27 protein-coding genes are annotated in these 26,003 nt (G+C 59.2%); 16 read left to right on the top strand and 11 right to left on the bottom strand.

Going from position 1 to position 26,003, the window contains the following annotated elements:
* The first annotated feature begins 80 nt into the window (after positions 1-80).
* The 5 genes from HK44_RS27895 (at position 81) to ntrC (ending at position 4,635) form a co-directional block, all read left to right on the top strand.
* Positions 81-653, top strand: a complete 573-nt coding sequence (locus HK44_RS27895) for a chorismate mutase (protein ID WP_019691315.1) — start codon at positions 81-83, stop codon at positions 651-653.
* Positions 654-735: 82 nt separating this feature from the next.
* Positions 736-1,242, top strand: a complete 507-nt coding sequence (locus tag HK44_RS27890) for a DUF4124 domain-containing protein (protein ID WP_024265221.1) — start codon at positions 736-738, stop codon at positions 1,240-1,242.
* 17 nt (positions 1,243-1,259) lie between these two features.
* The gene (locus tag HK44_RS27885; RefSeq protein ID WP_033865706.1) at positions 1,260-1,865 is read left to right on the top strand and encodes a DUF4124 domain-containing protein; all 606 of its coding nucleotides are present in this window, start codon (positions 1,260-1,262) and stop codon (positions 1,863-1,865) included.
* A 251-nt stretch (positions 1,866-2,116) separates the two neighbouring features.
* Positions 2,117-3,202: a nitrogen regulation protein NR(II) gene (gene glnL, locus HK44_RS27880; protein WP_019691312.1), complete on the top strand. Its 1,086-nt coding sequence runs from the start codon at positions 2,117-2,119 to the stop codon at positions 3,200-3,202.
* The gene (gene ntrC / locus HK44_RS27875) at positions 3,199-4,635 is read left to right on the top strand and encodes a nitrogen regulation protein NR(I) (protein ID WP_019691311.1); all 1,437 of its coding nucleotides are present in this window, start codon (positions 3,199-3,201) and stop codon (positions 4,633-4,635) included. The genes glnL and ntrC overlap by 4 nt, the downstream gene beginning before the upstream one ends.
* 492 nt (positions 4,636-5,127) lie before the next feature.
* Here ntrC and HK44_RS27870 read toward each other — a convergent pair whose 3' ends face one another.
* The gene (locus HK44_RS27870) at positions 5,128-5,568 is read right to left on the bottom strand and encodes a hypothetical protein (protein ID WP_019691310.1); all 441 of its coding nucleotides are present in this window, start codon (positions 5,566-5,568) and stop codon (positions 5,128-5,130) included.
* On the opposite strand from HK44_RS27870, the gene HK44_RS27865 reads away from it, so the two are divergent.
* The gene (locus HK44_RS27865; RefSeq protein WP_019691309.1) at positions 5,567-6,022 is read left to right on the top strand and encodes a tRNA (cytidine(34)-2'-O)-methyltransferase; all 456 of its coding nucleotides are present in this window, start codon (positions 5,567-5,569) and stop codon (positions 6,020-6,022) included. The two genes, HK44_RS27870 and HK44_RS27865, sit on opposite strands and share 2 nt — an antisense overlap.
* Before the next feature lie 183 nt (positions 6,023-6,205).
* On the opposite strand, the gene secB is transcribed toward HK44_RS27865, so the two are convergent.
* The 3 genes from secB to HK44_RS27850 are packed head-to-tail and all read right to left on the bottom strand — an operon-like array spanning position 6,206 to position 7,414.
* Positions 6,206-6,688 (bottom strand): protein-export chaperone SecB, encoded by a 483-nt coding sequence (gene secB, locus HK44_RS27860; protein ID WP_019691308.1) that lies wholly within the window; start codon positions 6,686-6,688, stop codon positions 6,206-6,208.
* Between the two features lie 56 nt (positions 6,689-6,744).
* Positions 6,745-6,999, bottom strand: a complete 255-nt coding sequence (gene grxC, locus HK44_RS27855) for a glutaredoxin 3 (RefSeq protein WP_019691307.1) — start codon at positions 6,997-6,999, stop codon at positions 6,745-6,747.
* A gap of 1 nt (position 7,000) precedes the next feature.
* The gene (locus HK44_RS27850; RefSeq protein WP_019691306.1) at positions 7,001-7,414 is read right to left on the bottom strand and encodes a rhodanese-like domain-containing protein; all 414 of its coding nucleotides are present in this window, start codon (positions 7,412-7,414) and stop codon (positions 7,001-7,003) included.
* 151 nt (positions 7,415-7,565) lie between these two features.
* Here HK44_RS27850 and gpmI point away from each other — a divergent pair, with 151 nt between their 5' ends.
* From gpmI to HK44_RS27825, 5 genes are all read left to right on the top strand, one after another.
* Positions 7,566-9,095, top strand: a complete 1,530-nt coding sequence (gpmI, locus tag HK44_RS27845) for a 2,3-bisphosphoglycerate-independent phosphoglycerate mutase (protein WP_019691305.1) — start codon at positions 7,566-7,568, stop codon at positions 9,093-9,095.
* A gap of 278 nt (positions 9,096-9,373) precedes the next feature.
* Positions 9,374-10,666 (top strand): murein hydrolase activator EnvC family protein, encoded by a 1,293-nt coding sequence (locus tag HK44_RS27840; protein WP_019691304.1) that lies wholly within the window; start codon positions 9,374-9,376, stop codon positions 10,664-10,666.
* 34 nt (positions 10,667-10,700) lie between these two features.
* Positions 10,701-12,020, top strand: coding sequence for a S41 family peptidase (locus tag HK44_RS27835; protein WP_019691303.1), 1,320 nt, complete (start codon positions 10,701-10,703; stop codon positions 12,018-12,020).
* Position 12,021: 1 nt separating this feature from the next.
* Positions 12,022-12,807, top strand: coding sequence for a divergent polysaccharide deacetylase family protein (locus tag HK44_RS27830; RefSeq protein WP_019691302.1), 786 nt, complete (start codon positions 12,022-12,024; stop codon positions 12,805-12,807).
* Between the two features lie 119 nt (positions 12,808-12,926).
* Complete coding sequence (locus HK44_RS27825) at positions 12,927-14,180, top strand: trypsin-like serine peptidase (protein ID WP_019691301.1); 1,254 nt, start codon at positions 12,927-12,929, stop codon at positions 14,178-14,180.
* Here the strand turns inward: HK44_RS27825 and HK44_RS27820 are convergent.
* Positions 14,161-14,916, bottom strand: a complete 756-nt coding sequence (locus HK44_RS27820; RefSeq protein ID WP_019691300.1) for a substrate-binding periplasmic protein — start codon at positions 14,914-14,916, stop codon at positions 14,161-14,163. The two genes, HK44_RS27825 and HK44_RS27820, sit on opposite strands and share 20 nt — an antisense overlap.
* 213 nt (positions 14,917-15,129) lie before the next feature.
* Between HK44_RS27820 and HK44_RS27815 the strand changes: the two genes are divergently transcribed.
* Positions 15,130-16,656: a trypsin-like serine peptidase gene (locus HK44_RS27815; protein WP_019691299.1), complete on the top strand. Its 1,527-nt coding sequence runs from the start codon at positions 15,130-15,132 to the stop codon at positions 16,654-16,656.
* 36 nt (positions 16,657-16,692) lie between these two features.
* Here the strand turns inward: HK44_RS27815 and hisF are convergent, their stop codons facing one another.
* The 6 genes from hisF to HK44_RS27785 all read right to left on the bottom strand — a co-directional run bounded on the left by hisF (position 16,693) and on the right by HK44_RS27785 (position 21,630).
* Positions 16,693-17,463, bottom strand: coding sequence for an imidazole glycerol phosphate synthase subunit HisF (gene hisF, locus HK44_RS27810; RefSeq protein WP_019691298.1), 771 nt, complete (start codon positions 17,461-17,463; stop codon positions 16,693-16,695).
* A gap of 9 nt (positions 17,464-17,472) precedes the next feature.
* Positions 17,473-18,210 carry a 1-(5-phosphoribosyl)-5-[(5-phosphoribosylamino)methylideneamino]imidazole-4-carboxamide isomerase gene (hisA, locus tag HK44_RS27805; protein ID WP_019691297.1) on the bottom strand — a complete coding sequence of 246 codons (738 nt, stop codon included), beginning with the start codon at positions 18,208-18,210 and terminating at the stop codon, positions 17,473-17,475.
* A 42-nt stretch (positions 18,211-18,252) separates the two neighbouring features.
* Positions 18,253-18,510 carry a DUF2164 domain-containing protein gene (locus tag HK44_RS27800; protein ID WP_019691296.1) on the bottom strand — a complete coding sequence of 86 codons (258 nt, stop codon included), beginning with the start codon at positions 18,508-18,510 and terminating at the stop codon, positions 18,253-18,255.
* Positions 18,510-19,148, bottom strand: coding sequence for an imidazole glycerol phosphate synthase subunit HisH (hisH, locus tag HK44_RS27795; protein WP_019691295.1), 639 nt, complete (start codon positions 19,146-19,148; stop codon positions 18,510-18,512). Before hisH ends, HK44_RS27800 begins: the two co-directional genes overlap by 1 nt.
* Positions 19,148-19,741, bottom strand: a complete 594-nt coding sequence (gene hisB, locus HK44_RS27790; protein ID WP_019691294.1) for an imidazoleglycerol-phosphate dehydratase HisB — start codon at positions 19,739-19,741, stop codon at positions 19,148-19,150. The genes hisH and hisB overlap by 1 nt, the downstream gene beginning before the upstream one ends.
* 227 nt (positions 19,742-19,968) lie before the next feature.
* Complete coding sequence (locus HK44_RS27785; protein WP_019691293.1) at positions 19,969-21,630, bottom strand: OFA family MFS transporter; 1,662 nt, start codon at positions 21,628-21,630, stop codon at positions 19,969-19,971.
* Positions 21,631-21,904: 274 nt separating this feature from the next.
* On the opposite strand from HK44_RS27785, the gene HK44_RS27780 reads away from it, so the two are divergent.
* The 4 genes from HK44_RS27780 to HK44_RS27765 all read left to right on the top strand — a co-directional run bounded on the left by HK44_RS27780 (position 21,905) and on the right by HK44_RS27765 (position 25,950).
* Positions 21,905-22,303 (top strand): acetyl-CoA sensor PanZ family protein, encoded by a 399-nt coding sequence (locus tag HK44_RS27780; protein WP_019691292.1) that lies wholly within the window; start codon positions 21,905-21,907, stop codon positions 22,301-22,303.
* A gap of 82 nt (positions 22,304-22,385) precedes the next feature.
* Positions 22,386-24,617, top strand: coding sequence for an AsmA family protein (locus HK44_RS27775; protein ID WP_019691291.1), 2,232 nt, complete (start codon positions 22,386-22,388; stop codon positions 24,615-24,617).
* The gene (mutY, locus tag HK44_RS27770) at positions 24,614-25,681 is read left to right on the top strand and encodes an A/G-specific adenine glycosylase (protein WP_019691290.1); all 1,068 of its coding nucleotides are present in this window, start codon (positions 24,614-24,616) and stop codon (positions 25,679-25,681) included. The genes HK44_RS27775 and mutY overlap by 4 nt, the downstream gene beginning before the upstream one ends.
* Positions 25,678-25,950, top strand: coding sequence for an oxidative damage protection protein (locus tag HK44_RS27765; RefSeq protein WP_019691289.1), 273 nt, complete (start codon positions 25,678-25,680; stop codon positions 25,948-25,950). Before mutY ends, HK44_RS27765 begins: the two co-directional genes overlap by 4 nt.
* Positions 25,951-26,003: the final 53 nt, after the last annotated feature.

Here is a 26,003-nt window from a genome sequence, read left to right as displayed (position 1 = left end):
TTTTTTGTGGGCGAACACTTATTATCGGGCCTACTGTTATAGGCATCATGCCCTTCCACGGAATGAAGAAGAGACATCCCATGTACCTACGCTTGAGCCTCGCACTGTTCACCGTCCTGCTCGCCAATACCGCCTGCGCTGCCACTGCCGCCGCCCCTGCTCCAGCCCCGGCACCCGCGGCCCTCGCCCCACTGCTCAGCACCATTCAGGAGCGACTGGTGATTGCTGACAAGGTCGCGCTGAGCAAGTGGGACAGCGGCAAGCCTGTCGAGGATCGTCAGCGTGAACGTGAAGTCATTGCCGACGCTATCGCCGAGGCGCCCTACTATAAATTGAGCAATGAAGCCGTCGAGCAGTTCTTCTCGGCACAGATCGAAGCCAACAAGTTAGTGCAGTACGCGCATTTGTCCGACTGGCACGCACAAGGCAAGGCGCCTAACGAACCTCGGCCCGACCTCGTTGGCCTGATCCGACCGCAACTCGACTTGTTACAAACACGCCTGCTGCAGCAACTGGCCGATTTCACCCCATATCGTAATGATCCACACTGCCCGTCATGGCTGGCCAAAGCCAATAAGGCCGCGACCCAAGTACCGCTGCGTGAGCTTGCGCTGGTACGCGCCACTGCTGAATTGTGCAGTGTCCATCCGTAGGCGCTGGCGAAGCCTGCTCCTACCCAACTCATAACCCTGACCTATGCTGCAACCCAACGCTTTCGTTTATTGGTCGTTTTTTATGGGTCGTGGTTTTCTGTTCATCCTGGCGCTGATCGCCCTGCCCGCTACCGCGCAGATCTACCGTTACACCGACGCCAACGGCAATACCGCCTACAGCAATCAGCCGCCCGATGGTGTGAAGAGCCAGGCCGTCGAGTTGCCGCCACTCAACAGCATCGAACGCCAATCACCGATAGCACCCGAACAACCGCTCCTGCGTGCTGACAAAAACGCCGTGTATTCAGTACTGGAACTGACTGGCCTACCCAGCGATGAAGCCCTGCGCGCCAACAACGGCACCTTCACCGTCGGCGTGCAGATTCAGCCACGCCTGCAAGGGTCGCATCTGTTTCGATTGCTGCTGGACGGCCAACCGTATGGCCAGCCAAGCAACGTGCCGCGCTTGCAACTGGTGAACATCGATCGCGGCGAACACAGTCTCGCGGTGCAGGTGCTCGCCGGAGAAAGCCTGGTGCAGCAAAGCCCGACCATTACCTTCACCGTGCAGCGGGTACACACCCCATGAGGTGCCGGATAATCGCCATGTGCCTGTGGCTGACCGCTCTGCCGGTGCAGGCCGAGGTCTACACCTACGTCGACGCCCAGGGCAATCGGGTCTTCACCGATCAACCCCGACCTGGAAACGCCAAGCGAGTCACACTGGCGCCGGGTAATCGCATGTCGGCCAATCCCGGCAATGCAGCACCGCAAGCAGCCCCAAAAAAGCCTGAGGAAAAACCACTGTTTCACTACGACATGCTTCGCGTACTCGTACCGGAACCGGACGCTTCGGTGCGCAGCAGTGCGGGTGAAGTGATCGTCAGTGTCACCAACGAACCCACCTTGCAACGTGGTCATCGCTATCGGTTGTTACTGGACGGCCAACCGACCGCCGATCCCGGCCCGAGTCCGGTGTTCGCCTTGAGCAATATCGATCGCGGCACCCATCAACTGGCGGTGGAAATCCTCGACGAACACGGGCGGATTGTCGAACGCACGGCTAGTCAGCCCTTCCACATGCTGCGTATCTCTCTGGCGCAGAAGCGCCAGGTCAAGCCCTGCACCCTGATCGATTACGGCCAACGCCCGGAATGCCCGCTCGCGGATAAGCCCGAAGAAGAAAAAGTCGGGATTTTTTCTTTCTTCTGAACACCGCTCAGGTTTGCGCACTATATTGGTGCAATGCGCTGCACCCTACCCATATTCCAACCCATTTTGGTTCGAAAATACCCGAGAACGCCGGCAGAACGCCGCGTAATCGCGCGTCAAACGCCTGTTTCAGGGCCTGAACGCTTCTTTTCGGAGCCTTGGTTTGGTTTTTGCATTTTCCTCGTATCAGCGCCCAGTTCACGCGCGCGATTCAGACCCGTCTGAGCCGCCACGCTCCAAAAGAGGTCCTAATGACCATCAGCGACGCACTGCACCGCTTGCTACTCGACAACCTGACGACCGCCACCATTCTGCTCAACGCCCAATTGCGCCTTGAGTACATGAACCCCGCGGCGGAAATGCTCCTGGCCATCAGCGGCCAGCGCAGCCATGGGCAGTTCATTAGCGAGCTGTTCACCGAGTCGACCGAAGCCCTCAACTCCTTGCGCCAGGCCGTCGAACAAGCGCACCCGTTTACCAAGCGCGAAGCGATGCTCACCGCGCTGACCGGCCAGACCCTGACCGTCGACTACGCGGTGACGCCGATCCTGAGCAATGGCGACACGCTGCTGCTGCTCGAAGTCCACCCGCGTGATCGCTTGCTGCGCATCACCAAAGAAGAAGCGCAGCTCTCCAAGCAGGAAACCAGCAAGATGCTGGTGCGCGGCCTCGCTCACGAGATCAAGAACCCGCTCGGCGGGATTCGCGGCGCCGCTCAGTTGCTGGCCCGCGAGCTGCCGGAAGAAAGCCTCAAGGACTACACCAACGTCATCATCGAGGAAGCGGATCGCCTGCGTAATCTGGTCGATCGCATGCTCGGCTCGAACAAACTGCCGTCGCTTGCCCTGTGCAACGTCCACGAAGTGCTGGAGCGCGTCTGTCATCTGGTGGAAGCCGAGAGCCAAGGCTGCATCACATTGGTGCGCGACTACGACCCGAGCATTCCGGACGTATTGATCGATCGCGAGCAAATGATTCAGGCCGTGCTGAATATCGTGCGCAATGCGATGCAGGCCATCAGCACCCAGAACGAGTTGCGCCTGGGCCGCATCACCCTGCGTTCGCGCGCGATGCGCCAGTTCACCATTGGCCACGTTCGCCATCGCCTGGTGACCAAGCTCGAAATCATCGACAACGGCCCGGGGATTCCGGCAGACCTGCAGGAAACCATCTTCTTCCCCATGGTCAGCGGCCGCCCGGACGGTACCGGGCTTGGCCTGGCCATTACCCAGAACATCATCAGCCAGCACCAGGGCCTGATCGAATGTGACAGCCATCCAGGCCACACCACGTTCTCGATCTTTCTGCCCCTGGAACAAGGAGCCACATCGACATGAGCCGTAGTGAAACCGTGTGGATCGTCGATGACGACCGTTCTATCCGTTGGGTCCTGGAAAAAGCCTTGCAACAGGAAGGCATGACCACGCAAAGCTTCGACAGCGCCGATGGCGTGATGAGCCGCCTGGCGCGCCAACAACCGGACGTGATCATCTCCGACATTCGCATGCCCGGCATCAGCGGCCTGGACCTGCTGGCACGGATTCGCGAGCAACACCCAAGGCTGCCAGTGATCATCATGACAGCGCATTCCGACCTGGACAGCGCTGTCGCGTCCTATCAGGGTGGTGCGTTCGAGTACCTGCCCAAACCTTTCGACGTCGATGAAGCGGTGTCGCTGGTCAAGCGCGCCAACCAGCATGCCCAGGAACAGCAAGGCCTGGAAGTGGCGCCAATCCTGGCCCGCACCCCGGAAATCATCGGTGAAGCTCCGGCGATGCAGGAAGTGTTTCGCGCCATCGGGCGCTTGAGCCACTCCAACATCACCGTGCTGATCAACGGCGAATCCGGTACCGGTAAAGAACTGGTGGCCCACGCCCTGCACCGCCACAGCCCGCGCGCGGCCTCGCCGTTTATCGCGCTGAACATGGCGGCAATCCCCAAGGACCTGATGGAGTCCGAGCTGTTTGGTCACGAAAAAGGCGCGTTCACCGGCGCGGCCAACCTGCGGCGTGGACGGTTTGAACAAGCGGATGGCGGCACACTGTTCCTTGATGAAATCGGCGACATGCCAGCCGACACCCAGACGCGCCTGCTGCGGGTACTGGCCGATGGCGAGTTCTATCGCGTCGGCGGTCATGTGCCGGTCAAGGTCGATGTGCGCATCATTGCCGCGACTCACCAGAACCTGGAAACCCTGGTACACGCCGGGAAATTCCGTGAAGACCTGTTCCACCGTCTGAACGTGATCCGTATCCACATTCCGCGCCTGTCGGACCGTCGCGAAGACATTCCGACCCTGGCCAAGCACTTCCTCGCCCGCGCCGCACAAGAACTGGCGGTGGAGCCGAAGCTGCTGAAAAGCGAAACCGAGGAATACCTGAAGAACCTGCCGTGGCCAGGCAACGTACGGCAGCTGGAAAACACCTGCCGCTGGATCACGGTGATGGCGTCGGGTCGCGAAGTGCACATCAGTGACCTGCCTCCCGAGCTGTTGAGCCTGCCGCAGGATTCGGCGCCGGTAACCAACTGGGAGCAAGCGCTGCGTCAATGGGCCGATCAGGCGTTGGCGCGTGGTCAATCGAGCCTGCTCGACAGCGCCGTGCCGAGCTTCGAGCGGATCATGATCGAAACCGCCCTCAAACATACCGCCGGCCGCCGCCGCGACGCTGCCGTATTACTCGGCTGGGGCCGCAACACCTTGACCCGCAAGATCAAGGAGCTGGGGATGAAGGTCGATAGCGGCGATGACGATGAAGGGGATGAGGGTTAAGCAGCCGTTAGATCTTCGCTGATCTCCAGATTCAATCGCGTTCAAGCTCGCTCCCACAGGGTTCAATGGTATTCACACAATGATGGAACACTGAAATCCACTGTGGGGGCGAGCTTGCTCCGGGCGGCGATCCGACGATGCTTTTAGGGCCTGTATGCACCGCCTCAATGCACCGTGAACCGCAATCGCGCATTCCACGGGAAGCAAAACCCCGCCTCCGGCAACACAAAAACCCCTAATACAAAAAAGCCAAAGCCCCGATTTACGGGGCTTTCAGCGCTGCATGAAAGCTATTTTCTGCAACATTTCTAAACCTGGCACGCCCCCTGCAATAGTCCAATCAGTGATTCGATTCACTACCCAGTTTCGGGGGCCTTGGTACAGGCAGGCCGGGGATTCCCCTCTTTACACCCGGGGTTCATCACGCAGACCGCGACGAACCCCCTCCCGTTTTGGGGAACCTTGGTACAGGCAGGCCGGGGATTCCCTCTTTTATTGCTCCTGGAGATGGATCTCCAACCGCCAGCGGTCATTGACCTCGCTGCCGGCCCACTCACCCTTCAGGGGGCGGGCCGCCACCAGCGTCAGCAACAAGCCCTTGTCACTCAATCGCACCCGCCAGTTCACGTCCTTGTCGTTGAGCTTCAACTGGCCGTTTTGCGCCTTGCCTTCAGCTTCGAACAGCAACGCGACGCTGCCGTCGATGAACTCGCCGTGGGTCTTCGGTTCATTGTTGAACCACACCACCAAGCCATCGGGTTCGACCTCAACCTGCTGCAATACCGTAGGGTCGGGCTCGGTCAGGCGACCGATCATCATGCCGACCATGACGCCGACGATCGCCAATGAGGCCATCACCCGAGGGAATAGCTTCGGTCGCGGGTCCACTTCAGGCGTAGAATGCTGCCCATCTTTACCTTCGGAGCCGTGCATGTTTCACGTCATCCTTTTTCAACCAGAAATTCCGCCGAATACCGGCAACGTTATCAGGCTGTGCGCCAACAGTGGCTGCCACCTGCATTTGATCGAACCGCTGGGCTTCGAGATGGACGACAAGCGCCTGCGCCGCGCCGGCCTCGATTACCATGAGTATGCCACCTTGCAGCGCCATGCCGACCTTGCCAGCTGTCTGGAAAGCCTTGGCCATCCGCGCTTGTTCGCCTTCACCACCAAGGGCTCGCGGCCGTTCCACGACGCCAGCTTCGCCGAGGGTGATGCCTTCCTGTTCGGTCCGGAAAGCCGTGGCCTGCCCGCCGAGGTGCTGGACGCCCTGCCCGCCGAACAGCGCCTGCGCCTGCCGATGCGCGAAGGCTGCCGCAGCCTGAACCTGTCCAACACCGTGGCGGTGGCCGTATACGAAGGCTGGCGCCAGCTCGGCTTCAAATAACACCACCCTCACCAGATCGTTCCCACGCTCCGCGTGGGAATGCCTCAAGGGACGCTCCGCGTCCAGTGACGCGGAGCGTCACGGGCTGCATTCCCACGCGGGAGCGTGGGAACGATCAACGGTTTCCTCAGCCCATGAAAAAAGCGCCGTTGAAGGCGCTTTTTTCGTTGTTGCAGCGAACGCTTACTGAACGGTCTGTGCGCCGTCTTGCTGCATGCGTTGCATTTCTTGCGCGTACAGGGCATCGAAGTTCACCGGAGCCAGCATCAGGGCCGGGAACGAACCGCGGGTCACCAGGCTGTCCAGGGCTTCGCGAGCGTACGGGAACAGGATGTTCGGGCAGAAAGCACCGAGGGTGTGGCTCATCGAGGCTTCGTCGAGGTTCTTGATCAGGAAGATACCGGCCTGCTGGACTTCAGCGATGAACGCCACTTCGTCACCGTTTTTCACGGTAACCGACAAGGTCAGCACCACTTCGTGGAAGTCGGCTTCCAGCGATTTCTGGCGGGTGTTCAGATCCAGACCAACGCTCGGCTCCCACTGCTGGCGGAAGATCGCCGGGCTTTTCGGAGCTTCGAAGGACAGGTCACGCACGTAAATGCGCTGCAAGGAGAATTGCGGTGCAGTTTCTTCTTCGTTCGCAGCAGTGTTCTGTTGGTCAGTCATCTCAGATCCTTTCTGATCTTGGGGTCTTATAGGGTTTGCTGATCTTAAGGGTTCAGTCAGGCCGTGAGCAGCGCGTCGAGCTTGCCGGCGCGGTCCAGGGCAAACAAATCATCACAACCACCAACGTGGGTGCTGCCGATCCAGATCTGCGGCACGGACGTACGTCCGGCTTTCTGGGCCATCTCGGCACGCACCTGCGGCTTGCCATCGACCTTGATCTCTTCGAAGGCTACACCCTTGTTCTCGAGCAGGTACTTGGCTCGCGAGCAGTAGGGGCAGTAATCGCTGGAATAGACGACGACGTTTTTCATATCACTTCACCAGCGGCAGATTGTCAGCTTTCCAGCTGGAGATCCCGCCGGACAGCTTGGCTGCCGTGAAACCGGACTTCAACAGCTCGCGAGCGTGGGTACCGGAGTGCTGGCCCAGGGCGTCGACCAGAATGATGGTCTTGGCCTTGTGCTTTTCCAGCTCGCCAACGCGTGCAGTCAGTTTGTCCTGCGGAATGTTCAGCGCGCCAACAATGTGACCGGCGGCGAAATCCTTGCTTGGACGGATGTCGACAACGACGCCCTGGTCCTTGTTGACCAGCGCTGTCAGCTCGGCGGTGCTGAGGCTGCGGCCGCCACGGCTCATTTCGCGGGCGATCAACAACGCCAGCAGAACGACGAAGATACCGACGAGCAGATAGTGGTTAGTGGCAAATTCAATCAGGTGAGCAACCATCAAGGAGGTTCCAGGGCGTTAAAATGTCGGCCAGTATACACAGCCGCCATGGACGACCAAACCCCGCCCGGCGGTGACGTGGAATGAACTTGCCTTTAAACTGCCACTCCCTTTTTCCATCGCCCCTTTAATTCAGCCACGAGTGGAATCCATGACTACCACGCCTAAACCTTTGGTCCTGATTATTCTCGACGGCTTCGGTCACAGTGAAAGCCAGGAATCCAACGCCGTGTTCGCGGCCAAAAAGCCGGTCCTCGACCGCTTGTACGCCACCGTACCGAACGGCCTGATCTCGGGCTCGGGCATGGACGTTGGCCTGCCGGACGGGCAAATGGGCAACTCTGAAGTCGGCCACATGAACCTCGGCGCCGGCCGCGTGGTGTATCAGGACTTCACCCGCGTGACCAAAGCGATCCGCGATGGCGAGTTCTTCGAGAACCCGACCATCTGCGCCGCCGTGGATAAAGCCGTTGCTGCCGGCAAAGCCGTGCACTTCATGGGCCTGCTGTCCGATGGTGGCGTGCACAGCCACCAGGATCACCTGATCGCCATGGCCGAACTGGCCTTCAAGCGCGGCGCCGAGAAGATCTACCTGCACGCCTTCCTTGACGGCCGCGACACGCCGCCAAAAAGTGCACAGTCGTCGATCGAACTGCTGGATGAAGCCTTCAAGACGCTGGGCAAAGGCCGGATCGCCAGCATCATTGGCCGTTACTTCGCCATGGACCGCGACAACCGCTGGGATCGCGTGTCCCAGGCCTACAACCTGATCGTTGACGGTAACGGCGAATTCAACGCCGCCACCGCCCAGCAGGGCCTGCAAGCCGCCTACGAACGTGGCGAGAGCGACGAATTCGTCAAAGCCACCACCATCGGTGAGCCGGTCAAGGTCGAAGACGGCGACGCCGTGGTGTTCATGAACTTCCGCGCCGACCGCGCCCGAGAGCTGACCCGGGTCTTCGTCGAAGACGATTTCAAGGACTTCGAACGCGCGCGCCAGCCGAAACTGGCCGGCTTCGTCATGCTGACCCAATACGCGGGCAGCATTCCTGCACCGTCGGCCTTTGCGCCGGGCAGCCTGGAAAACGTGCTGGGCGACTATTTGGCGAAAAACGGCAAAACCCAGCTGCGCATCGCCGAAACCGAAAAATACGCTCACGTGACCTTCTTCTTCTCCGGTGGTCGCGAAGAACCGTTCCCGGGCGAAGAACGCATCCTGATCCCGTCGCCGAAAGTCGCCACCTATGACCTGCAACCTGAAATGAGTGCACCGCAAGTCACCGACAGGATCGTCGACGCGATCGAAAACCAGCGCTACGACGTGATCGTGGTCAACTACGCCAACGGTGACATGGTCGGCCATAGCGGCGTGTTCGATGCCGCAGTGAAAGCCGTCGAGTGCCTGGACCTGTGCGTCGGCCGCATCGTCGATGCCCTGGAAAAAGTCGGCGGCGAAGCACTGATCACCGCCGACCACGGCAACGTCGAGCAAATGTCCGACGAATCCACCGGCCAGGCGCACACCGCTCACACCACTGAACCGGTACCGTTCATCTACGTCGGCAAACGCGACCTCAAGGTTCGTGAAGGCGGTGTACTGGCAGACGTGGCACCGACCATGCTCAAGCTGCTTGGGCTTGCGAAGCCTGCCGAGATGACGGGCACGTCGATCCTGGTGTAATCAAGTCTTTCAAACGCTGCTACACCCTGTGGGAGCAGCCGGGCGACGTTCGTCTGCTCGCGATAGCAATCTGACAGCCAACTTCACTGTTGAATGTTTAGACGCCATCGCGAGCAGGCTCGCTCCCACAGTGGTTTGTGGTGTTTTCAAGAGACAAAACCTGCCTTCAAATCCTCGCCCCCTGCTCCAGTTATCACACAGCCAGAAATGGACGTTTTTTTTACAGTCTTGGCCGGGCATACTAGGCTGTCCTTTTCCCCCTGGTGTCGCCCGCCTCTATGCTTCGCGCCCTGATTGCCCTTGCCCTGACCTGCCTGCTCCATCCGGCGTTTGCCGATGAACGCGCGCAAACCCAACAACAGTTGGACGCCACGCGTCAGGATATTGCCGAGCTGAAAAAGCTGCTGGGCAAGTTGCAGGAGGAAAAGTCCGGCGTGCAAAAGGACCTCAAAGGCACCGAGACCGAGATGGGCAAGCTCGAGAAGCAGGTCGATGCCCTGCAAAAAGAGCTGAAGAAAAGCGAATCCGAGATACAGCGACTCGATGGTGAGAAAAAAAAACTCCAGAGCGCGCGCATTGAACAGCAACGACTGATCGCCATTCAGGCCCGCGCGGCCTACCAGAATGGCCGCCAGGAGTACCTGAAGCTGCTGCTCAACCAGCAGAACCCGGAAAAATTCGCCCGCACCCTCACCTATTACGACTACCTGAGCCAGGCACGCCTGGAGCAGTTGAAGAATTTCAACGAAACCCTGCGCCAGCTGGCCAATGTCGAGAAGGACATCGCCCTGCAACAAGCCCAGTTGCTGGTGCAGAAAAGCAGCCTCGACAGCCAGCGTGACGAACTCGACAAAGTCCGCCAGGAGCGTCAGCAAGTCCTGGCCAAGCTCAATGACGACGTGAAAGCCCGCGACCAGAAGCTGCAAGCCCGCGAGCAGGATCAGGCCGATCTGTCTAAAGTACTCAAAACCATTGAGGAAACCCTGGCCCGCCAGGCACGAGAGGCAGAAGAAGCGCGACAAAAAGCGCTGATCGCCCAGCAGGAAGCCGAAAAAAAGCGTTTACGTGAGGCTCAGGCCCGGGCAGAAGCCACTGATGCCCCACGCAAGCCCGCCAAACCGGCACCCGGCGCACTGGTTTCAAGTGCCGGCGAGTCCTTCGGCGGCCCCTTTGCTTCCGCCCGCGGAAAACTTCCGTGGCCTGTCGATGGTCGATTGCTTGCGCGTTTTGGTGAAACACGTGGTGACGATGCCCGAACCAAGTGGGACGGCGTGATGATCAGCGCCTCCGCGGGCAGCCAGGTGCATGCCGTACACGGCGGCCGCGTGGTGTTCGCCGACTGGTTGCGCGGCGCCGGTTTGCTGGTGATCCTCGACCACGGCAATGGTTTTTTGAGTTTGTACGGCCACAACCAGACGCTGCTTAAAGCGGCCGGTGACGTGGTCAAGGCCGGTGAATCCATCTCCACTGTCGGCAACAGTGGTGGCCAGGACACACCTGCGCTGTATTTCGCTATTCGTCAGCAGGGTCACCCGAGTGATCCAGCACAATGGTGCCGCGCGCAAGGATAGGCGTTGAGTCACCTACATTAGGAGTTCGTTCGACATGCTGCATTTGTCCCGCCTCAATTCGCTGGCCCTGACGATCGCTCTGGTGATCGGTGCGCCGTTGGCGTTTGCCGCTGAACCGGCCCCGGCGGTTGCGCCTGCGGGCACGGCCGCGACCACCAAGGCGCCATTGCCGCTGGAAGAGCTGCGCACCTTTGCCGAGGTCATGGACCGGATCAAGGCAGCCTATGTCGAACCGGTTGACGACAAGACCCTGCTGGAGAATGCCATCAAGGGCATGCTCAGCAACCTCGACCCGCACTCCGCCTACCTCGGCCCGGAAGACTTTGCCGAGTTGCAGGAAAGCACCAGCGGCGAATTCGGCGGCCTGGGTATCGAAGTCGGTGCCGAAGACGGCTTCATCAAAGTCGTTTCGCCAATCGATGACACGCCTGCCTCCAAGGCCGGCATCCAGGCGGGCGACTTCATCGTCAAGATCAACGGCCAGCCAACCCGCGGCCAGAGCATGACCGAAGCCGTGGACAAGATGCGCGGCAAGATCGGTGAGAAGATCACCCTGACCCTGGTCCGCGACGGCGGTGCGCCGTTCGACGTGACGCTGGCCCGCGCGACCATCCAGGTCAAGAGCGTGAAGAGCCAGTTGCTGGATTCGGGCTACGCCTACATCCGCATCACCCAGTTCCAGGTCAAGACCGGCGAAGAGGTCTCCAAGGCCCTGGCCAAGTTGCGCAAAGACAATGGCAAGAAGCTCAGCGGCATCGTGCTCGATCTGCGTAACAACCCGGGCGGCGTGCTGCAGGCGGCGGTGGAAGTGGTCGACCACTTCATCACCAAAGGCCTGATCGTTTACACCAAGGGCCGCATCGCCAACTCCGAGCTGCGTTTCTCTGCCACCGGCAAGGACGAAAGCGAAGCAGTGCCGATGGTCGTGCTGATCAATGGCGGTAGCGCCTCGGCGTCGGAAATTGTCGCCGGCGCCTTGCAAGATCAAAAACGCGCGGTGGTCATGGGCACCACCAGTTTCGGTAAAGGCTCGGTACAAACCGTGCTGCCACTGAACAATGACCGCGCACTGAAGATCACCACCGCGTTGTACTTCACGCCGAACGGGCGCTCGATCCAGGCCCAGGGCATCGTTCCGGACATCGAAGTGCGCAAGGCCAAGATCACCAACGAGCAGGACGGCGAATACTTCAAGGAAGCCGATCTGCAAGGTCACCTGGGCAATGGCAACGGCGGCGCCGACAAGCCAACCAAGTCCAGCGGCAAAGCCAAACCGATGCCACAGGACGACGATTACCAATTGGCCCAGGCCCTGAGCCTGCTCAAGGGCCTGAGCATCACTCGCGGCCACTGAGATGCGTTTGCGGGTCATCCTCAGCCTGATGTGCTGTCTGGCGGGTGCTGCTCACGCGGCGCCTGCCGAGACGGCGGCGCCGCACAAGGCCTACCTGAGCCTGATCATCGATGACCTCGGGCAAAACCTGCCACGCGACCGCCGCGTGCTGGCACTGCCCGGCCCGGTGACCACGGCAATCATGCCCGATACTCCCCACGCTGCCGAATTTGCCCGCGAGGCCCACCGCGCCGGCAAGATTGTCATGCTGCACATGCCCATGGATCCGGCTACCGGCCCGTTCGCCTGGCATCCCGAACTCCCCATCGAAGAGCTGGAAAAACGCCTGAATGCGGCGTTCAACGCCGTGCCCTATACCAGCGGCATCAACAACCACATGGGCAGCCGCATGACCGCCCAGCAACCCGCCATGACCTGGCTGATGGCCGAGCTGCAACGTCGGCACAAGTTCTTTGTCGACAGCCGTACCAGCGCTCAGACAGTCGCTGCCGCCGAGGCGCAGAAGATCGGTTTGGCGAGTGTTTCGCGCGATGTGTTTCTCGATGACGAGCGCACCGAGGGCGCAATCTTCACTCAGCTACAGACCGCCATCAGCCTGGCCCACAAGCAAGGCTCTGCGGTGATGATCGGCCACCCTTATCCACAAACCCTGGCGGTGCTTGAGCGCGAACTGCCCAAGCTCAAGGCCCAGGGCATCGACTGGATCGATATCAAGTTGATGATCAGCGTGCGCAGCAATCGCGCGACAGCGGCCCATGGCACCGATGGGAACTACCGCACCCGCTGAAACGCACCACCGAGCCTCGGACTCAGGCCTTCTGCGATGCAATAACTATCTATGCCTTCAGGTACTCAGGCACGTGCCAGGATAGAGCTCGCTCCGAATTTCATCCCCAAGGAATGGCCATGAAATACATCCATCATCTAACCCTTTACTGCCTGCTGATCACCAGCACCTGCCTGCAAGCACGGGACCTGGGAGAAGGTGCCGCCAACGAATCAGCCTCAAAGGCACTGCAAAACAGCGATAAGCGCTACGCACTCTGGAGCGGTATCGGACGCCTGACCTTCAGTTCCGGCGCTTCATGCACCGCCTCCCTGCTCGACACCCGAAACAGCGAAGGCAAAGCCGTAGGGCCTGCGTATCTGATCACCAGCGGTCATTGCGTGCTCTTCGAATACGGTACCGCACGCACCAACGTGCCCATCGTTGCGAACATCACCTTCAACTACTTTTATGACGAACCTGAGCGGCAGATCACCTACCCGGTACGCACCGCCCTTTGGAGCAGCACTGTCGGCACCGATCTCGCCGTAATAAAGGTTGAGCACTCACTGGCGAGCCTCATCAATTCAGGTATCAAACCACTCAAACTCGCCGCCCACCAGAGCGACGAGAGTCGCGACGTGCTGAACATTGGAGCTCCACCAGGGTTCACCGAACAAGGCCTGCGCATGAGCGCTTGCTCGGAACAATCGGCCGGTAGCTTTATCGGGCATCCGGGCGTATTTCCCCAGGCATTCAGAAATCGATGCGACGCAATCCGCGGCGGCAGCTCCGGAAGTCCGATGCTGGATCGTAGCAACAGTGATATCACCAGCATCGTCAGCAAGTACGCATTGGCTGCCGACGGAACAGACCGATCAGAGTGCAGTTACAGCGACTCCTGCGAGGCGAGCACCTACAACTACAGCTACGTCGCCAACTTTCTGCATTACTGTTTTATCAATGGTGTGTTCGACGGCAACTCGACAAACTGCCTGTTGCAACCTGTGGACATCGCAATCGAAGAGCCCTGGAACATCCGAAGCCACGTCTACATGGACCGGAGCACTGGCCAGGGAAATATTTTGCCAACCTGGAACTACAGGTTCTCTATCAGCTCACCCTTCTATCGATACAAAACAACACGCAATGCAAAAGACTGCCGTATACCCAGTCATTACAGTGCAGCGTTTGACTCCGCCACGCCCTATATCAATCGGACCATAGGGTCTCAAACCGGTGTCCATGTGCTGTGTATCATTGGAGTCGATAGCGCAGAACAACCCATCACCACTGCATTGTTACGCAATGCATTCACGTGGGCGGTCTACCTTGTTGAGCGCACATCAGTTGCTCGAAATGCACTGAACGCTATCAGAGATACCGCGCCATGATGTCGTCCACCACGCCTTCCTTGCGCAATTGATCCAGCGCAGCCTGAAGCCTGGCGACGATTTCGTCGGACACGTCTTTGTTCAGCGCCAGATAAAGCTGCGCACTGTTGAAACGCAGTACGGTCTTGAGCCCGGTCACACCATCCTGCCGAGCGAGGTAACGGCCGGCAGGATCTCCCGTCGCCCAAAGGTCGATCTGGCCGTTGACCAGTTTCTTCGCGTTGTCCTGATCGCGCAGCACCACGATCGGCTTCAGACCCTGCTTGGCCAGCGTCTCGGCAATCGCATCACCTTTGTAGGCGCCGATCTTGTATTTGCGCGCCTGCGCCAGCGATTCGAGGGTGATCTTGCTGTCAGCCTTGGCCAGCATGATCCAGTCGTCCGGGCCGATGGGGCCTACCCATTTGAAGAGTTTCTCGCGGTCCGGCAACCGCGCCATGACGAACACCCCATAACCAGGAGTTTCCAGGGCGAGCTTGTAAATTCGCTCCCAAGGAAAACGCAGGGTCAGGCTGTAGGTGATTTCGGCGCGCTTGAACATCTCGCGGACGATGTCCACGGCGATGCCATTGATATTGTTTTCCTGAGCGAAGTTCTTGCCGTTCTTCGCCATGTTGTAAGGCGGGAAGTTTTCCGTCAGCAACACCAGGTCGGTGCCGGGACCTTCTTCGGCGCGAGCCCCGTTGATGAGCAATAGAGACGCGCTGGCGAGGACAAGAAGAAGACGTTTAAGCATGTCGGGCTACCGGAATCCATGGCGTGCCCAAGAGTGCCTTGAGCCCGCCATACTGTCTACTGGCCTTTCGATAACGGCCTTATATACATCATTAAAATAATGGGTATCACAGTCACCGTGGTAGATAGTTACCACCCTCCACCCAGCCTCACCTGATTAATTGCCAATACCCGGCGACAGGCCGTTTCTTCAATTAATCAGAGGCACCATTCAATGAATTCGATCCCCGTACTTCTTGCCAGTGCAATGTGCTCACTGTGTGCACCCAGTTTTGCGAACAACAGCGATTATGGCGAAGGCCTGCAGAACCTGACCCCTTCCAAAATCCTTGAAAATACCGACGACTCCCGTGACCACTGGCAGGGTATCGGGCGCCTGGCGATCAATCACGGTAGCTGTACCGCGGCCCTTCTGGATACACGCGATGAAATCGAGTTGCCGGAAACTCCCGCTTACGTACTTACTGCGGGACACTGCATTGAATTGACCAATGGCAACATCGTGACCGACAGCCCGGTCAGCGGCACCATCACATTCAATTATTTCACCGACACCTCCAAGTTCAAGGCCTATCCGCTGAAGACGACGATATGGCGGAGCATACAAGGTGTTGATATGGCTATAGTTGAACTGGATGTCAGCCTTCAAAAGCTCATTGAGGAGGGTATACAACCGTTGAAACTGGCGCGTGATACACCAGCGAACGGTACCGATGTCTTGATCGTGGGGGCGCCAAAAGGTTTCGACCAAATTACATTGCGCATGGCGGCTTGTACTTTGCAGCCCACCCAGGACATTGTTGAAGGTCCATGGGTGTGGCGGAACACCTTTATGACTCGCTGCAAGGACATTCGAGGCGGCAGTTCCGGAAGCCCCGTGCTGGATCGCTATTCAAACGAGATCGTAGGGGTAGTGGGCACAGGCAATTTCGAGGTGGATATTGTCCCATGCCGCTATCATGCGCCCTGCACGCGCGTTGGAAATGACTATGTGGCAGTACACGGAAATGTGTATGGCAACCCCACGGCGACTCTCAACGGGTGTTTCTCACAAGGCCGTATTGCTCCAAATCCACCATCGTCCTGCCAACTCTACCCGGCTTTTACCGTTGACGGTGGCGCAGCCGAGCTGGACATGTACAAGAGAGTCAAAAAGTCCGATGGTGGCTCCTTAGTCATTCCGACTTGGAACTATCGATTTTCGAGCAGCGCTCCCTTCTATCGGCATAAAACTGTTTCCACCGCAATGAAATGCGAGGAACCTGAGAATTACAGCGATCCAATAAGCTCAACAGATGCACAAATCAATTCTGAGATAGGTACGAAACCAGGGTTCTATTTTCTATGTATTTTGGGTCTGGAGTCGGCTGCACAGCACTCGTCAAGAGGACTCTTAAAAAACGCGCTTTCTTTACCCATAGAATTATTGGATACATCAACCGCGCAGGCCAATTTGTCCATCGAAAGCGACGTCTTTGTAACACTAGCGAAAGAAGAAGAACCGTATCGGACCTACTCCATCAAGTTTGGTCCTGTCGAAACAACGGATTGCCATAAGCCCGAAAAATACATTGAAGACATGACAATGGACTTCTTTATTGCGAGCGAGAAACTTCCGGGGAAGCTTTGTGTCATTGCCTACGACAAATCGGGACAGGCGTCCGAACCGAGGATCGATTTACTCAACCCCGTGACAGGGCCTCGTAAGGCGACTTCATCCAACGCTCAGGTTGCTCCATAACGGCAACCCGGAACGTTTTCTCCAGCCCACTGGCTTCTATCGCATCACGATGCCGCGATGTGCCATATAGGCCTTGGCTTCCTGCACGGTGTATTCGCCGAAGTGGAAAATACTCGCTGCCAGCACCGCACTGGCGTGACCTTCAAGAATGCCATCAGCCAGATGCTGCAAGTTACCGACGCCGCCAGAGGCGATCACCGGGATCCCCAGCGCATCGCTGATGGCACGCGTGACGCCCAGGTCGAAGCCGTTTTTCATGCCGTCCTGGTCCATGCTGGTCAGCAGGATTTCGCCGGCCCCCAGACCTTCCATCTTCTTCGCCCACTCCACCGCATCCAGCCCGGTAGGTTTGCGACCGCCGTGGGTGAAGATCTCCCAGCGCGGGGTTTCGCCCGGCAGTGAAACCTTCTTGGCGTCGATGGCGACAACGATGCATTGCGAGCCGAAATGCTGCGCCGCTTCGCCGACGAATTCAGGGTTGAACACCGCCGCGGTGTTGATCGAGACCTTGTCCGCACCAGCATTGAGCAGGTTGCGGATGTCTTGCACGCTGCGCACACCACCGCCAACGGTCAGCGGGATGAACACCTGACTGGCCATGCGCTCGACAGTGTGCAACGTGGTATCGCGGCCATCGACGCTGGCGGTGATGTCGAGAAAGGTAATCTCGTCGGCACCCTGCTCGTCGTAGCGACGGGCGATTTCCACCGGATCGCCGGCGTCACGGATGTTCTCGAACTTCACACCTTTGACGACCCGGCCGTTATCCACGTCCAGGCAAGGGATGATGCGTTTGGCCAGCGCCATGGTAAGTCCTCAGCCTTTGTACGAATCGCAGAAAGCTTGCGCTTGCGCGACGTCGAGGGTGCCTTCGTAAATCGCCCGGCCGGTGATGGCGCCGATGATCCCCGGCGCCTTGGCGTCGAGCAGCGACTTGATGTCACCCAGGTTGTGAATACCGCCGGACGCAATCACCGGAATCCGCGTGGCGGCGGCCAGTGCTGCGGTGTACGACACGTTGCAGCCCTGCATCATGCCGTCTTTGGCGATATCGGTATAAACGATCGCAGACACGCCGTCGGCTTCAAACTGCTTGGCCAGGTCGATGACCTGCACGGTGCTGATTTCAGCCCAGCCGTCGGTGGCCACGAAGCCGTCCTTCGCATCCAGACCGACGATCACCTTGCCCGGGAAGGCACGGCAAGCTTCGGCGACGAAGGCCGGGTCCTTGACCGCTTTGGTGCCGATGATCACGTAGCTCACGCCCGCTTTCACATAGTGTTCAATGGTTTCCAGAGAACGGATACCGCCACCGATCTGAATCGGCAGGTTCGGGTAACGCTTGGCGATCGCCGTGACCACTTCGCCATTGACTGGCTGGCCTTCGAAGGCGCCGTTCAGGTCGACCAGATGCAGACGACGGCAACCGCCCTCCACCCACTTGGCAGCCATGCTCACCGGATCATCGGAGAACACTGTGGAATCTTCCATGCGGCCCTGGCGCAGACGTACACAGGCACCGTCTTTGAGATCGATAGCGGGAATAATCAGCATCTGGCAAACCTTTAAATTCGATTTTTCAGCGTTGCTCGGAAATCAGTTTTTCTCGAGCGCCCACAAGTCGCTTTCGATGCTTTCGAACCTCTCTTTGAGGTGCGTCTGCACATCGAAAATCGCCCTGTTGTAATAGTGCGGAGCAATTTCGCGGGTAAACAGCTCAAGAATTTCAGCTGCCTCGAACGAGCCAAGGTCAAGTTCGAAGCGATCCTCCATGAAACGCTTGATCTTGCTGTTGGCCTCGCTCTCTTGCTCGGGTGTGAGCGTGAGGATCGGCGGCTTTTTCTTGACGGCCATTACCAGCGACCGTCCCACGCAGCGAAGTTCTGCAGCAATTGCAGGCCATGGGTATGGCTCTTCTCCGGGTGGAACTGCACAGCGAAACGCGAACCTTCGGCCAGCGCTGCGGCGAAGTCGACGCCGTAGTGACCGCTACCCACGACCTGCCGCGGATTGCCGGCGGCGATGTAGTAGCTGTGCACGAAATAGAAACGCGCCAGGTCCGCAATGTTGTGCCACAGCGGGTGATCCACCGTCTGCTTCACTTCGTTCCAGCCCATGTGCGGGACTTTCAGGTGTTCGCCGTCTTCATGCAGACCTTTGCCGAAAAACTTCACCTGGCCGGGAAACAGACCGATGCAGTCGACGCCATCGTTTTCTTCACTGCGCTCGAGCAAGGCTTGCATGCCCACGCAGATGCCGAGGAACGGACGGTCCTGGCTGACTTCACGCACCAGCGAGTCGAAGCCCAGGCGACGGATCTCCGCCATGCAATCGCGAATCGCGCCCACGCCGGGGAAAACCACCCGGTCGGCTTCGCGAATCACGTTGGCATCGCTGGTGATCAGCACCTTGCCGGCACCGACGTGCTCGAGGGCCTTGGCCACCGAGTGCAGGTTGCCCATGCCGTAATCGATAACCGCGACCGTCTGCATTACAGCACGCCCTTGGTCGAAGGCATTTGCCCGGCCATGCGCTCATCCAGCTCGACAGCCATACGCAATGCGCGACCGAAGGCCTTGAACACGGTTTCGATCTGGTGGTGGGTGTTGTGCCCACGCAGATTGTCGATGTGCAAGCTGACGTTGGCGTGGTTGACGAAGCCCTGGAAAAACTCCTGGAACAGGTCGACATCGAAGCCGCCGACAGTGGCGCGGGTATATGGCACGTGCATCTGCAGGCCAGGGCGGCCAGAGAAGTCGATCACCACGCGCGACAGCGCTTCATCGAGCGGCACATAGGCGTGGCCGTAACGACGGATGCCTTTTTTGTCGCCGATGGCTTTGGTGAAAGCCTGACCCAGCGTGATACCGACGTCTTCCACCGTGTGGTGATCGTCGATATGCAGGTCACCCTTGCACTCGATATCCAGGTCGATCAGCCCGTGACGGGCGATCTGGTCCAGCATGTGCTCAAGGAAGGGAACACCGATATTGAATCGGGCCTTTCCGGTGCCATCCAGGTTGATCGAGGCTTTGATCTGGGTTTCCAGAGTGTCGCGCTCGACTGACGCCTTACGTTCGGCCATCACCAGCTCCGCAAAATCATTGGGCGAAAAAGGCAACCATTATAGGGGCGCGGACGCCAAACAGAAACACGCGAGGTGATATCCCTGACGGGCTGAACCCAATGCCGCCGGGGACATACCTGTCATGACATGTAGGAGCAAGGCTTGCCCGCGATGACAGTACGCCTGACACACCGCGTTATCGTTCATCGCGAGCAAGCTTTGCTCCTACAAGGGGAGTCATGTGTTTAGTGGAACAGGACGGCTGTTTTCTGCAACGTCACCCAAACGCCCCACGCCAGCGGAATACCCACCACCAGCCATGCAGCAATGGCCAACGGCACGCTGCCCGAGGAGGCTTTCCACTCCAGCACCGTGGTGCTGTTCGCGCCTTTGTCGTGACCCAGCGCCTGTTCGGCGGCCAGTTCGGCGTCGGTCATGAAGTACTTGTCCGCCACCGGACGCACCAGCAGGTTGCAGAGGAACCCCAGCACCAGCAGGCCCGCAAGGATGTACAGGGTGATGTCATACGCAGCCGCGCGCTCGACGCCGATGCTCAACTGATACTCACGCAGGTAGTTCACCAACACCGGGCCGAGCACGCCGGCAGCGGCCCAGGCGGTCAGCAGGCGACCGTGGATCGCACCGACCATCTGCGTACCGAACAGGTCCGCCAGGTACGCCGGCACCGTCGCAAAACCACCGCCGTACATCGACAGGATGATGCAGAACGCCGCCACGAACAGCGCGATGTTGCCCAGGTGGCCGAGGTTCGGGATCAACGCATACAGGGCAAAACCCAGGGCGAAGAACACGAAGTAGGTGTTTTTACGGCCCAGGTAGTCGGAGAACGACGCCCAGAAGAACCGTCCACCGATGTTGAACAGACTCAGCAAGCCGGTGAAACCGGCAGCGATTGCGGCGATCGACGCCAATTGCGAGGCATCCAGCTGACCAAAGGTCAGATCGTTACCGAGCAATTTACCGGCGAATACTTCCTGCAACAGCGGTGACGCCATGCCAAGGATGCCGATACCGGCCGACACGTTCAGGCACAGCACCAGCCACACCAGACGGAACTGCGGGGTTTTCCAGGCGACGTTAACGTGTACGTGACGGTGAGTGATCATCGCGTTCGCGGCTTTTTTCGCCGGGGCGGTCCAGCCCTCAGGCTTCCAGCCGGTCGGCGGAACGCGGTACGACAGCGCACCGCCGATCATGAACACAAAGTAGATCGCAGCCATCACCAGGAAGCTCTGCCACACGCCCACGCCAGCCGGCGAAGCGAAATGACCCATCAGCGCTGCTGCCAGCGGAGCACCGACCATCGCACCACCGCCGAAGCCCATGATCGCCATGCCGGTGGCCATGCCGCGCTTGTCCGGGAACCACTTGATCAAGGTCGAAACCGGCGAGATGTAACCCAGCCCCAGGCCAATCCCCCCGATGACGCCGGAGCCGCTCCACATCAGCCAGATCTGGTGGGTATACACCCCCAACGCGGAAATCAGCAGACCGCCGCACCAGCACAATGCCGAGACGACACCGGCCTTGCGTGGCCCGGCATGTTCCAGCCAGCCACCCCAGATCGCTGCCGAGCAGCCGAGGAAGATGAAAAACAGGGTGTAGATCCAGCCGAGCATCGAGATCGGCCAGTCACACTGGGACGAGAAAATCTGTGCAATAAAGCTCATGTCGGGTGCGCAAGCCATCGGCGCAGTCACGCCGAGGGCTTTGGACAGCGGCAGCCAAAACACCGAAAAACCGTAGGCCATGCCGATGCACAAGTGGATGGCCAGCGCGGCCGGTGGAACCAGCCAACGGTTGAAACCGGGCCTGGCGATGATCCGCTCCTTGGACAGGAACGCTGACTGGGCGGGAATAATCCCCGCCTCGGTACTCGTGCTCATTTGTGTTTCCCCCAATTATTAGTATGGTTCGCCAGACACTCTTCACTCTCGGCCTTGTTGCACGCCGGCATGACCGTTTTATTGAGTAGAGCTCCGTTCGGGTGCGACGACAGGTCGCAGAAGGACCGACGAACGGACAAAGATTACCATTTGCCCGTGGCAGAAAAACCAAACAGATATCACCCTTTATGTGACATCTGTTCCGATCACACGCTAAAAAACCGTTTCACCCGTTGACCGGCAATGTCCGAACAACCCATTCACAGGAACCCCTATGCCCATCGTCGTTGAATCGCTGAACGAACCCAGCTATCAGGATCAGCAGGATCTGCAGAAGATCTACCACGACGCCCCACGCTGGCTGATTGCGCCGTTCAACGATGAGCTGCAATTGATTGAACACAGCCTGCGCGACGGCTCGCTGATCGCTGGACGCTTCAATGACCGCCTGCTCGGGGCGGCACGCCTGCATCGGCAGCAGGACATCTGGCACCTGTCGCAATTGTGCGTGCGCAAAATTACCCGTCGCCGCGGCGTGGCTGAACGCCTGGTCTGCGAAGCACAAAAGATGGCCGAGCTCGCGGGGGCAAAATTGCACCTGCAGGCCCCGGCCGGGCACCTCGAAGCCCAGGCACTGGCCGCCAAGCTCAAATTGCCGCTGGATCTGCTCTAGTCGATCACTGACCAGTCGTCGGTTTCGGGGCGCTATACTCCTTGGCTAAATTTCGACATTGACTCATTACAAGGACTCGCCCATGAAAGCGTTCGGCAAAATCCTGGGATTGGTGCTTCTCGGGTTGTTGCTGATCATTGTGGCGCTGGGCTTTGCCCTGACCCACTTCTTCGATCCCAACGACTACAAAGACGAGATCCGCCAAATTGCCCGCGACAAGGCCCACATCGAGCTGACGCTCAATGGCGATATCGGCTGGAGCCTGTTCCCCTGGCTCGGACTTGAACTGCACGATGCCGGCGTCGCAACCCTGGCCAATCCAACCCAGCCGTTTGCCGACCTGCAAATGCTTGGCCTGTCCGTGCGGGTGCTGCCGTTGCTGCGCCGTGAAGTGCAGATGAGCGATGTCCGCGTCGAGGGCCTGAACCTGCGCCTCAACCGTGACAAGAATGGCCACGGTAACTGGGAAGACATCGGCAAAGTCCCGCCTGTCGCCGCAAAGGCGGGTGCGCCAGCTACCGGCAGCACCAGCGAGCCGGCCGCCGAAATACCTGCCTCCCCGGAAAAACCGGCCCAACCGATTCGTCTCGACATCGACAGCCTGACCGTGAACAACGCGCGGGTTGAATACAACGATGAGCGAACCGGCAAGCAGTTCAGCGCCGAAAGCATCCAGCTGAGCACCGGCCCGGTGCACGACGCGACCAACATTCAGGTCAAGCTGACGGCATTCCTGGCCAGCAACCAGCCGGACGTACGTGTGCGCACCGAACTCAACGGCGAGCTGCGTTTTGAACGCGCCCTCCAGCGCTACCAGTTCGAAGACATGAAACTGGCGGGCGAAATCTCCGGCGAACCGCTGCAAGGCAAGATCGTGACCTATGCCGCTCAAGGCCAACTGTTGCTGGATAAAGCAGCGAACATCGCCGAATGGACCGGCATCAAGATCTCTGCCAACCAGTTGCGCGCGCTCGGCGAACTGAAAGTCAACGACCTGGACAAAACCCCGCAAATCAGCGGCGGCGTGTCGATTGCCCAATTCGACCTGGCGAAGTTTGTCGACAGCATCGGCCAGAAACTCCCGGCCATGGCCGAGGGCAGCCTGAGCAAAGTCGAACTGGTCAGTCGTCTGGCCGGCACCCCGAGCAGCGTGGTGCTGGACGATCTCAACCTTAAAGTCGATGACAGCAGCTTCAGCGGGCGTATCGCCGTCGAGGATTTCGCCAGGCAATCGTTGCGCGTGCAGCTCAAGGGCGACACCTTCAACGCTGATCGCTACCTGCCGCCAAAATCCGCCGAAGCCAACAGCGCTGCGGTTGCTCGTCAGTCGGAAGTCAGCAGCACCGAGACCAACGCACTGGCCGGCGCTGGCAGCACGCCACTGCCGAACGCCCCCACCAAAGGCGCCTGGAGCAACGACAAACTGATTCCGGCGGAACGCCTGAGCAAACTGGATCTGGACGCCGACCTGACCTTCAGCCAGCTGACCCTCGGCAAGCTGTCGATCCAGAATGCCGCGCTGAAAGCCAATGGCCAGGGCGGCCTGCTGACGCTGGAAAACCTGCGTGGCGATCTCTACAACGGCAACTTCGCTGCCAAGGGCACGCTGGATGTACGCCAACCCGTACCGTCGCTGAGCCTGCAGACGCAGATCAGCAAAGTCCCGGTGGAGAACATTCTCGAAAGCCAAGGGAAAAAACCGCCAGTCAAAGGCCTGGTCACGCTCAACAGCAACCTGACCGCCAACGGCAACAGCCAGAAAGCACTGATCGACAGCCTCAACGGCACGGCCAGTTTCGTGCTCAATAACGGCGTGCTGCTCAACGCCAACCTTGAGCAACAGCTGTGCAAAGGCATCGCCACCCTTAACCACAAAACCCTCAGCGGCGAACCGCACGGCAAGGACACCCCCTTCCAGGAGCTCAAGGGCAACCTGACGTTGCGCAATGGCGTGGCCAGCAATCCAGACCTGAAAGTCCGTATCCCGGGCATGACCGTCAACGGCAACGGTGACGTCGACCTGCGTGTGCTGGGCATGGATTACCGCATCGGCATCATCGTCGAAGGTGACAAGAGTGACATGCCGGACCCGGCCTGCCAGGTCAACGAGCGCTATGCCGGTATCGAGTGGCCATTGCGCTGCCGTGGCCCGCTGGAACTCGGCGCCAAGGCCTGCCGCCTGGACAATGAGCGTCTCGGGCAGATGGCGAGCAAACTGGCCGGCGACAAGCTCGGCGAAAAAATCGATGAGAAACTCGGCGACAAAGTCAGTCCAGAACTGAAAAACGCCCTCAAGGGGTTGTTCAAGCGATGAAAACCGAGCAGTTCTCAACCGCGGTGCTGGACTGGTACGACCGCCACGGCCGCCACGACCTGCCCTGGCAACAGGGCATCACCCCGTATCGGGTGTGGGTCTCCGAAATCATGCTGCAGCAAACTCAGGTCAGCACCGTACTGAACTACTTCGACCGTTTCATGGCGTCGTTGCCAACGGTCGAAGCCCTGGCCACCGCGCCGGAAGATGAAGTGCTGCACCTGTGGACCGGGCTGGGTTACTACACCCGCGCCCGCAACCTGCAAAAAACCGCGAAGATCGTCGTTACCGAGTACGGCGGCGAGTTTCCTCGGGATGTCGAAAAACTCACCGACTTGCCGGGCATCGGCCTGTCTACTGCGGGCGCCATCGCCAGCCTGAGCATGGGCCTGCGCGCGCCGATCCTCGACGGCAACGTCAAACGGGTGCTGGCACGCTTTACCGCGCAAGAGGGCTACCCCGGCGAACCGAAGGTTGCCAAACAGCTGTGGGCCAACGCTGAGCGCTTCACGCCTTACGATCGGGTCAACGCCTACACCCAGGCGATGATGGACCTGGGCGCTACGCTCTGCACCCGCAGCAAGCCAAGTTGCCTGCTGTGTCCGCTGGAAAAGGGCTGTGAAGCGCACATGCTTGGCCTGGAGACCCGCTACCCGATCCCCAAACCGCGTAAAACCGTGCCACAGAAGCGCACGCTGATGCCGATGCTCGCCAACCGCGACGGCGCCATTCTGCTTTACCGCCGCCCTTCCACGGGCTTGTGGGGCGGTTTGTGGAGCCTGCCGGAACTCGACGACCTCGGCGATCTTGAACATCTGGCATCGCAACACTCGCTGGAACTGGGCAAGCACGTTGAACTGCCGAGCCTGGTGCACACCTTCAGCCATTTCCAACTGGCTATCGAACCCTGGCTGATCCAGGTCCAGGAGGCCGGCCATCACGTGGCCGAGGCCGACTGGCTCTGGTATAACCTCGCCACCCCGCCGCGCCTGGGCCTTGCTGCCCCGGTGAAAAAACTGCTGAAGCGCGCGGCCGATGCATTGAACGCAGGAGAGTCGTCATGACCCGCACCATCATGTGCCGCAAGTACAAAGAACAATTGCCAGGCCTGGAGCGCGCCCCGTTCCCGGGCGCCAAAGGTCAGGACATTTTTGACCACGTCTCGGCCAAGGCCTGGGCCGACTGGCAAAAACACCAGACCCTGCTTATCAACGAAAAACGCCTGAACATGATGAACGCCGAAGACCGCAAATATCTTCAGGGCGAGATGGACAAGTACTTCTCCGGCGAGGAATACGCCAAGGCCGAAGGCTACGTTCCACCTGCCGAGTAATCCCGTAAAAACGGGGGTTGGATCGTAAGCGACGGTAATAATTAAATATTTTT

The sequence above is a fragment of the Pseudomonas fluorescens HK44 genome (assembly GCF_000217955.3).
GTDB classification, from domain to species: Bacteria; Pseudomonadota; Gammaproteobacteria; order Pseudomonadales; family Pseudomonadaceae; genus Aquipseudomonas; species Aquipseudomonas fluorescens_AQ.
The sequence above is the reverse complement of the archived record's forward strand: the minus strand, read 5'-3'. Positions and strand labels throughout refer to the sequence as shown.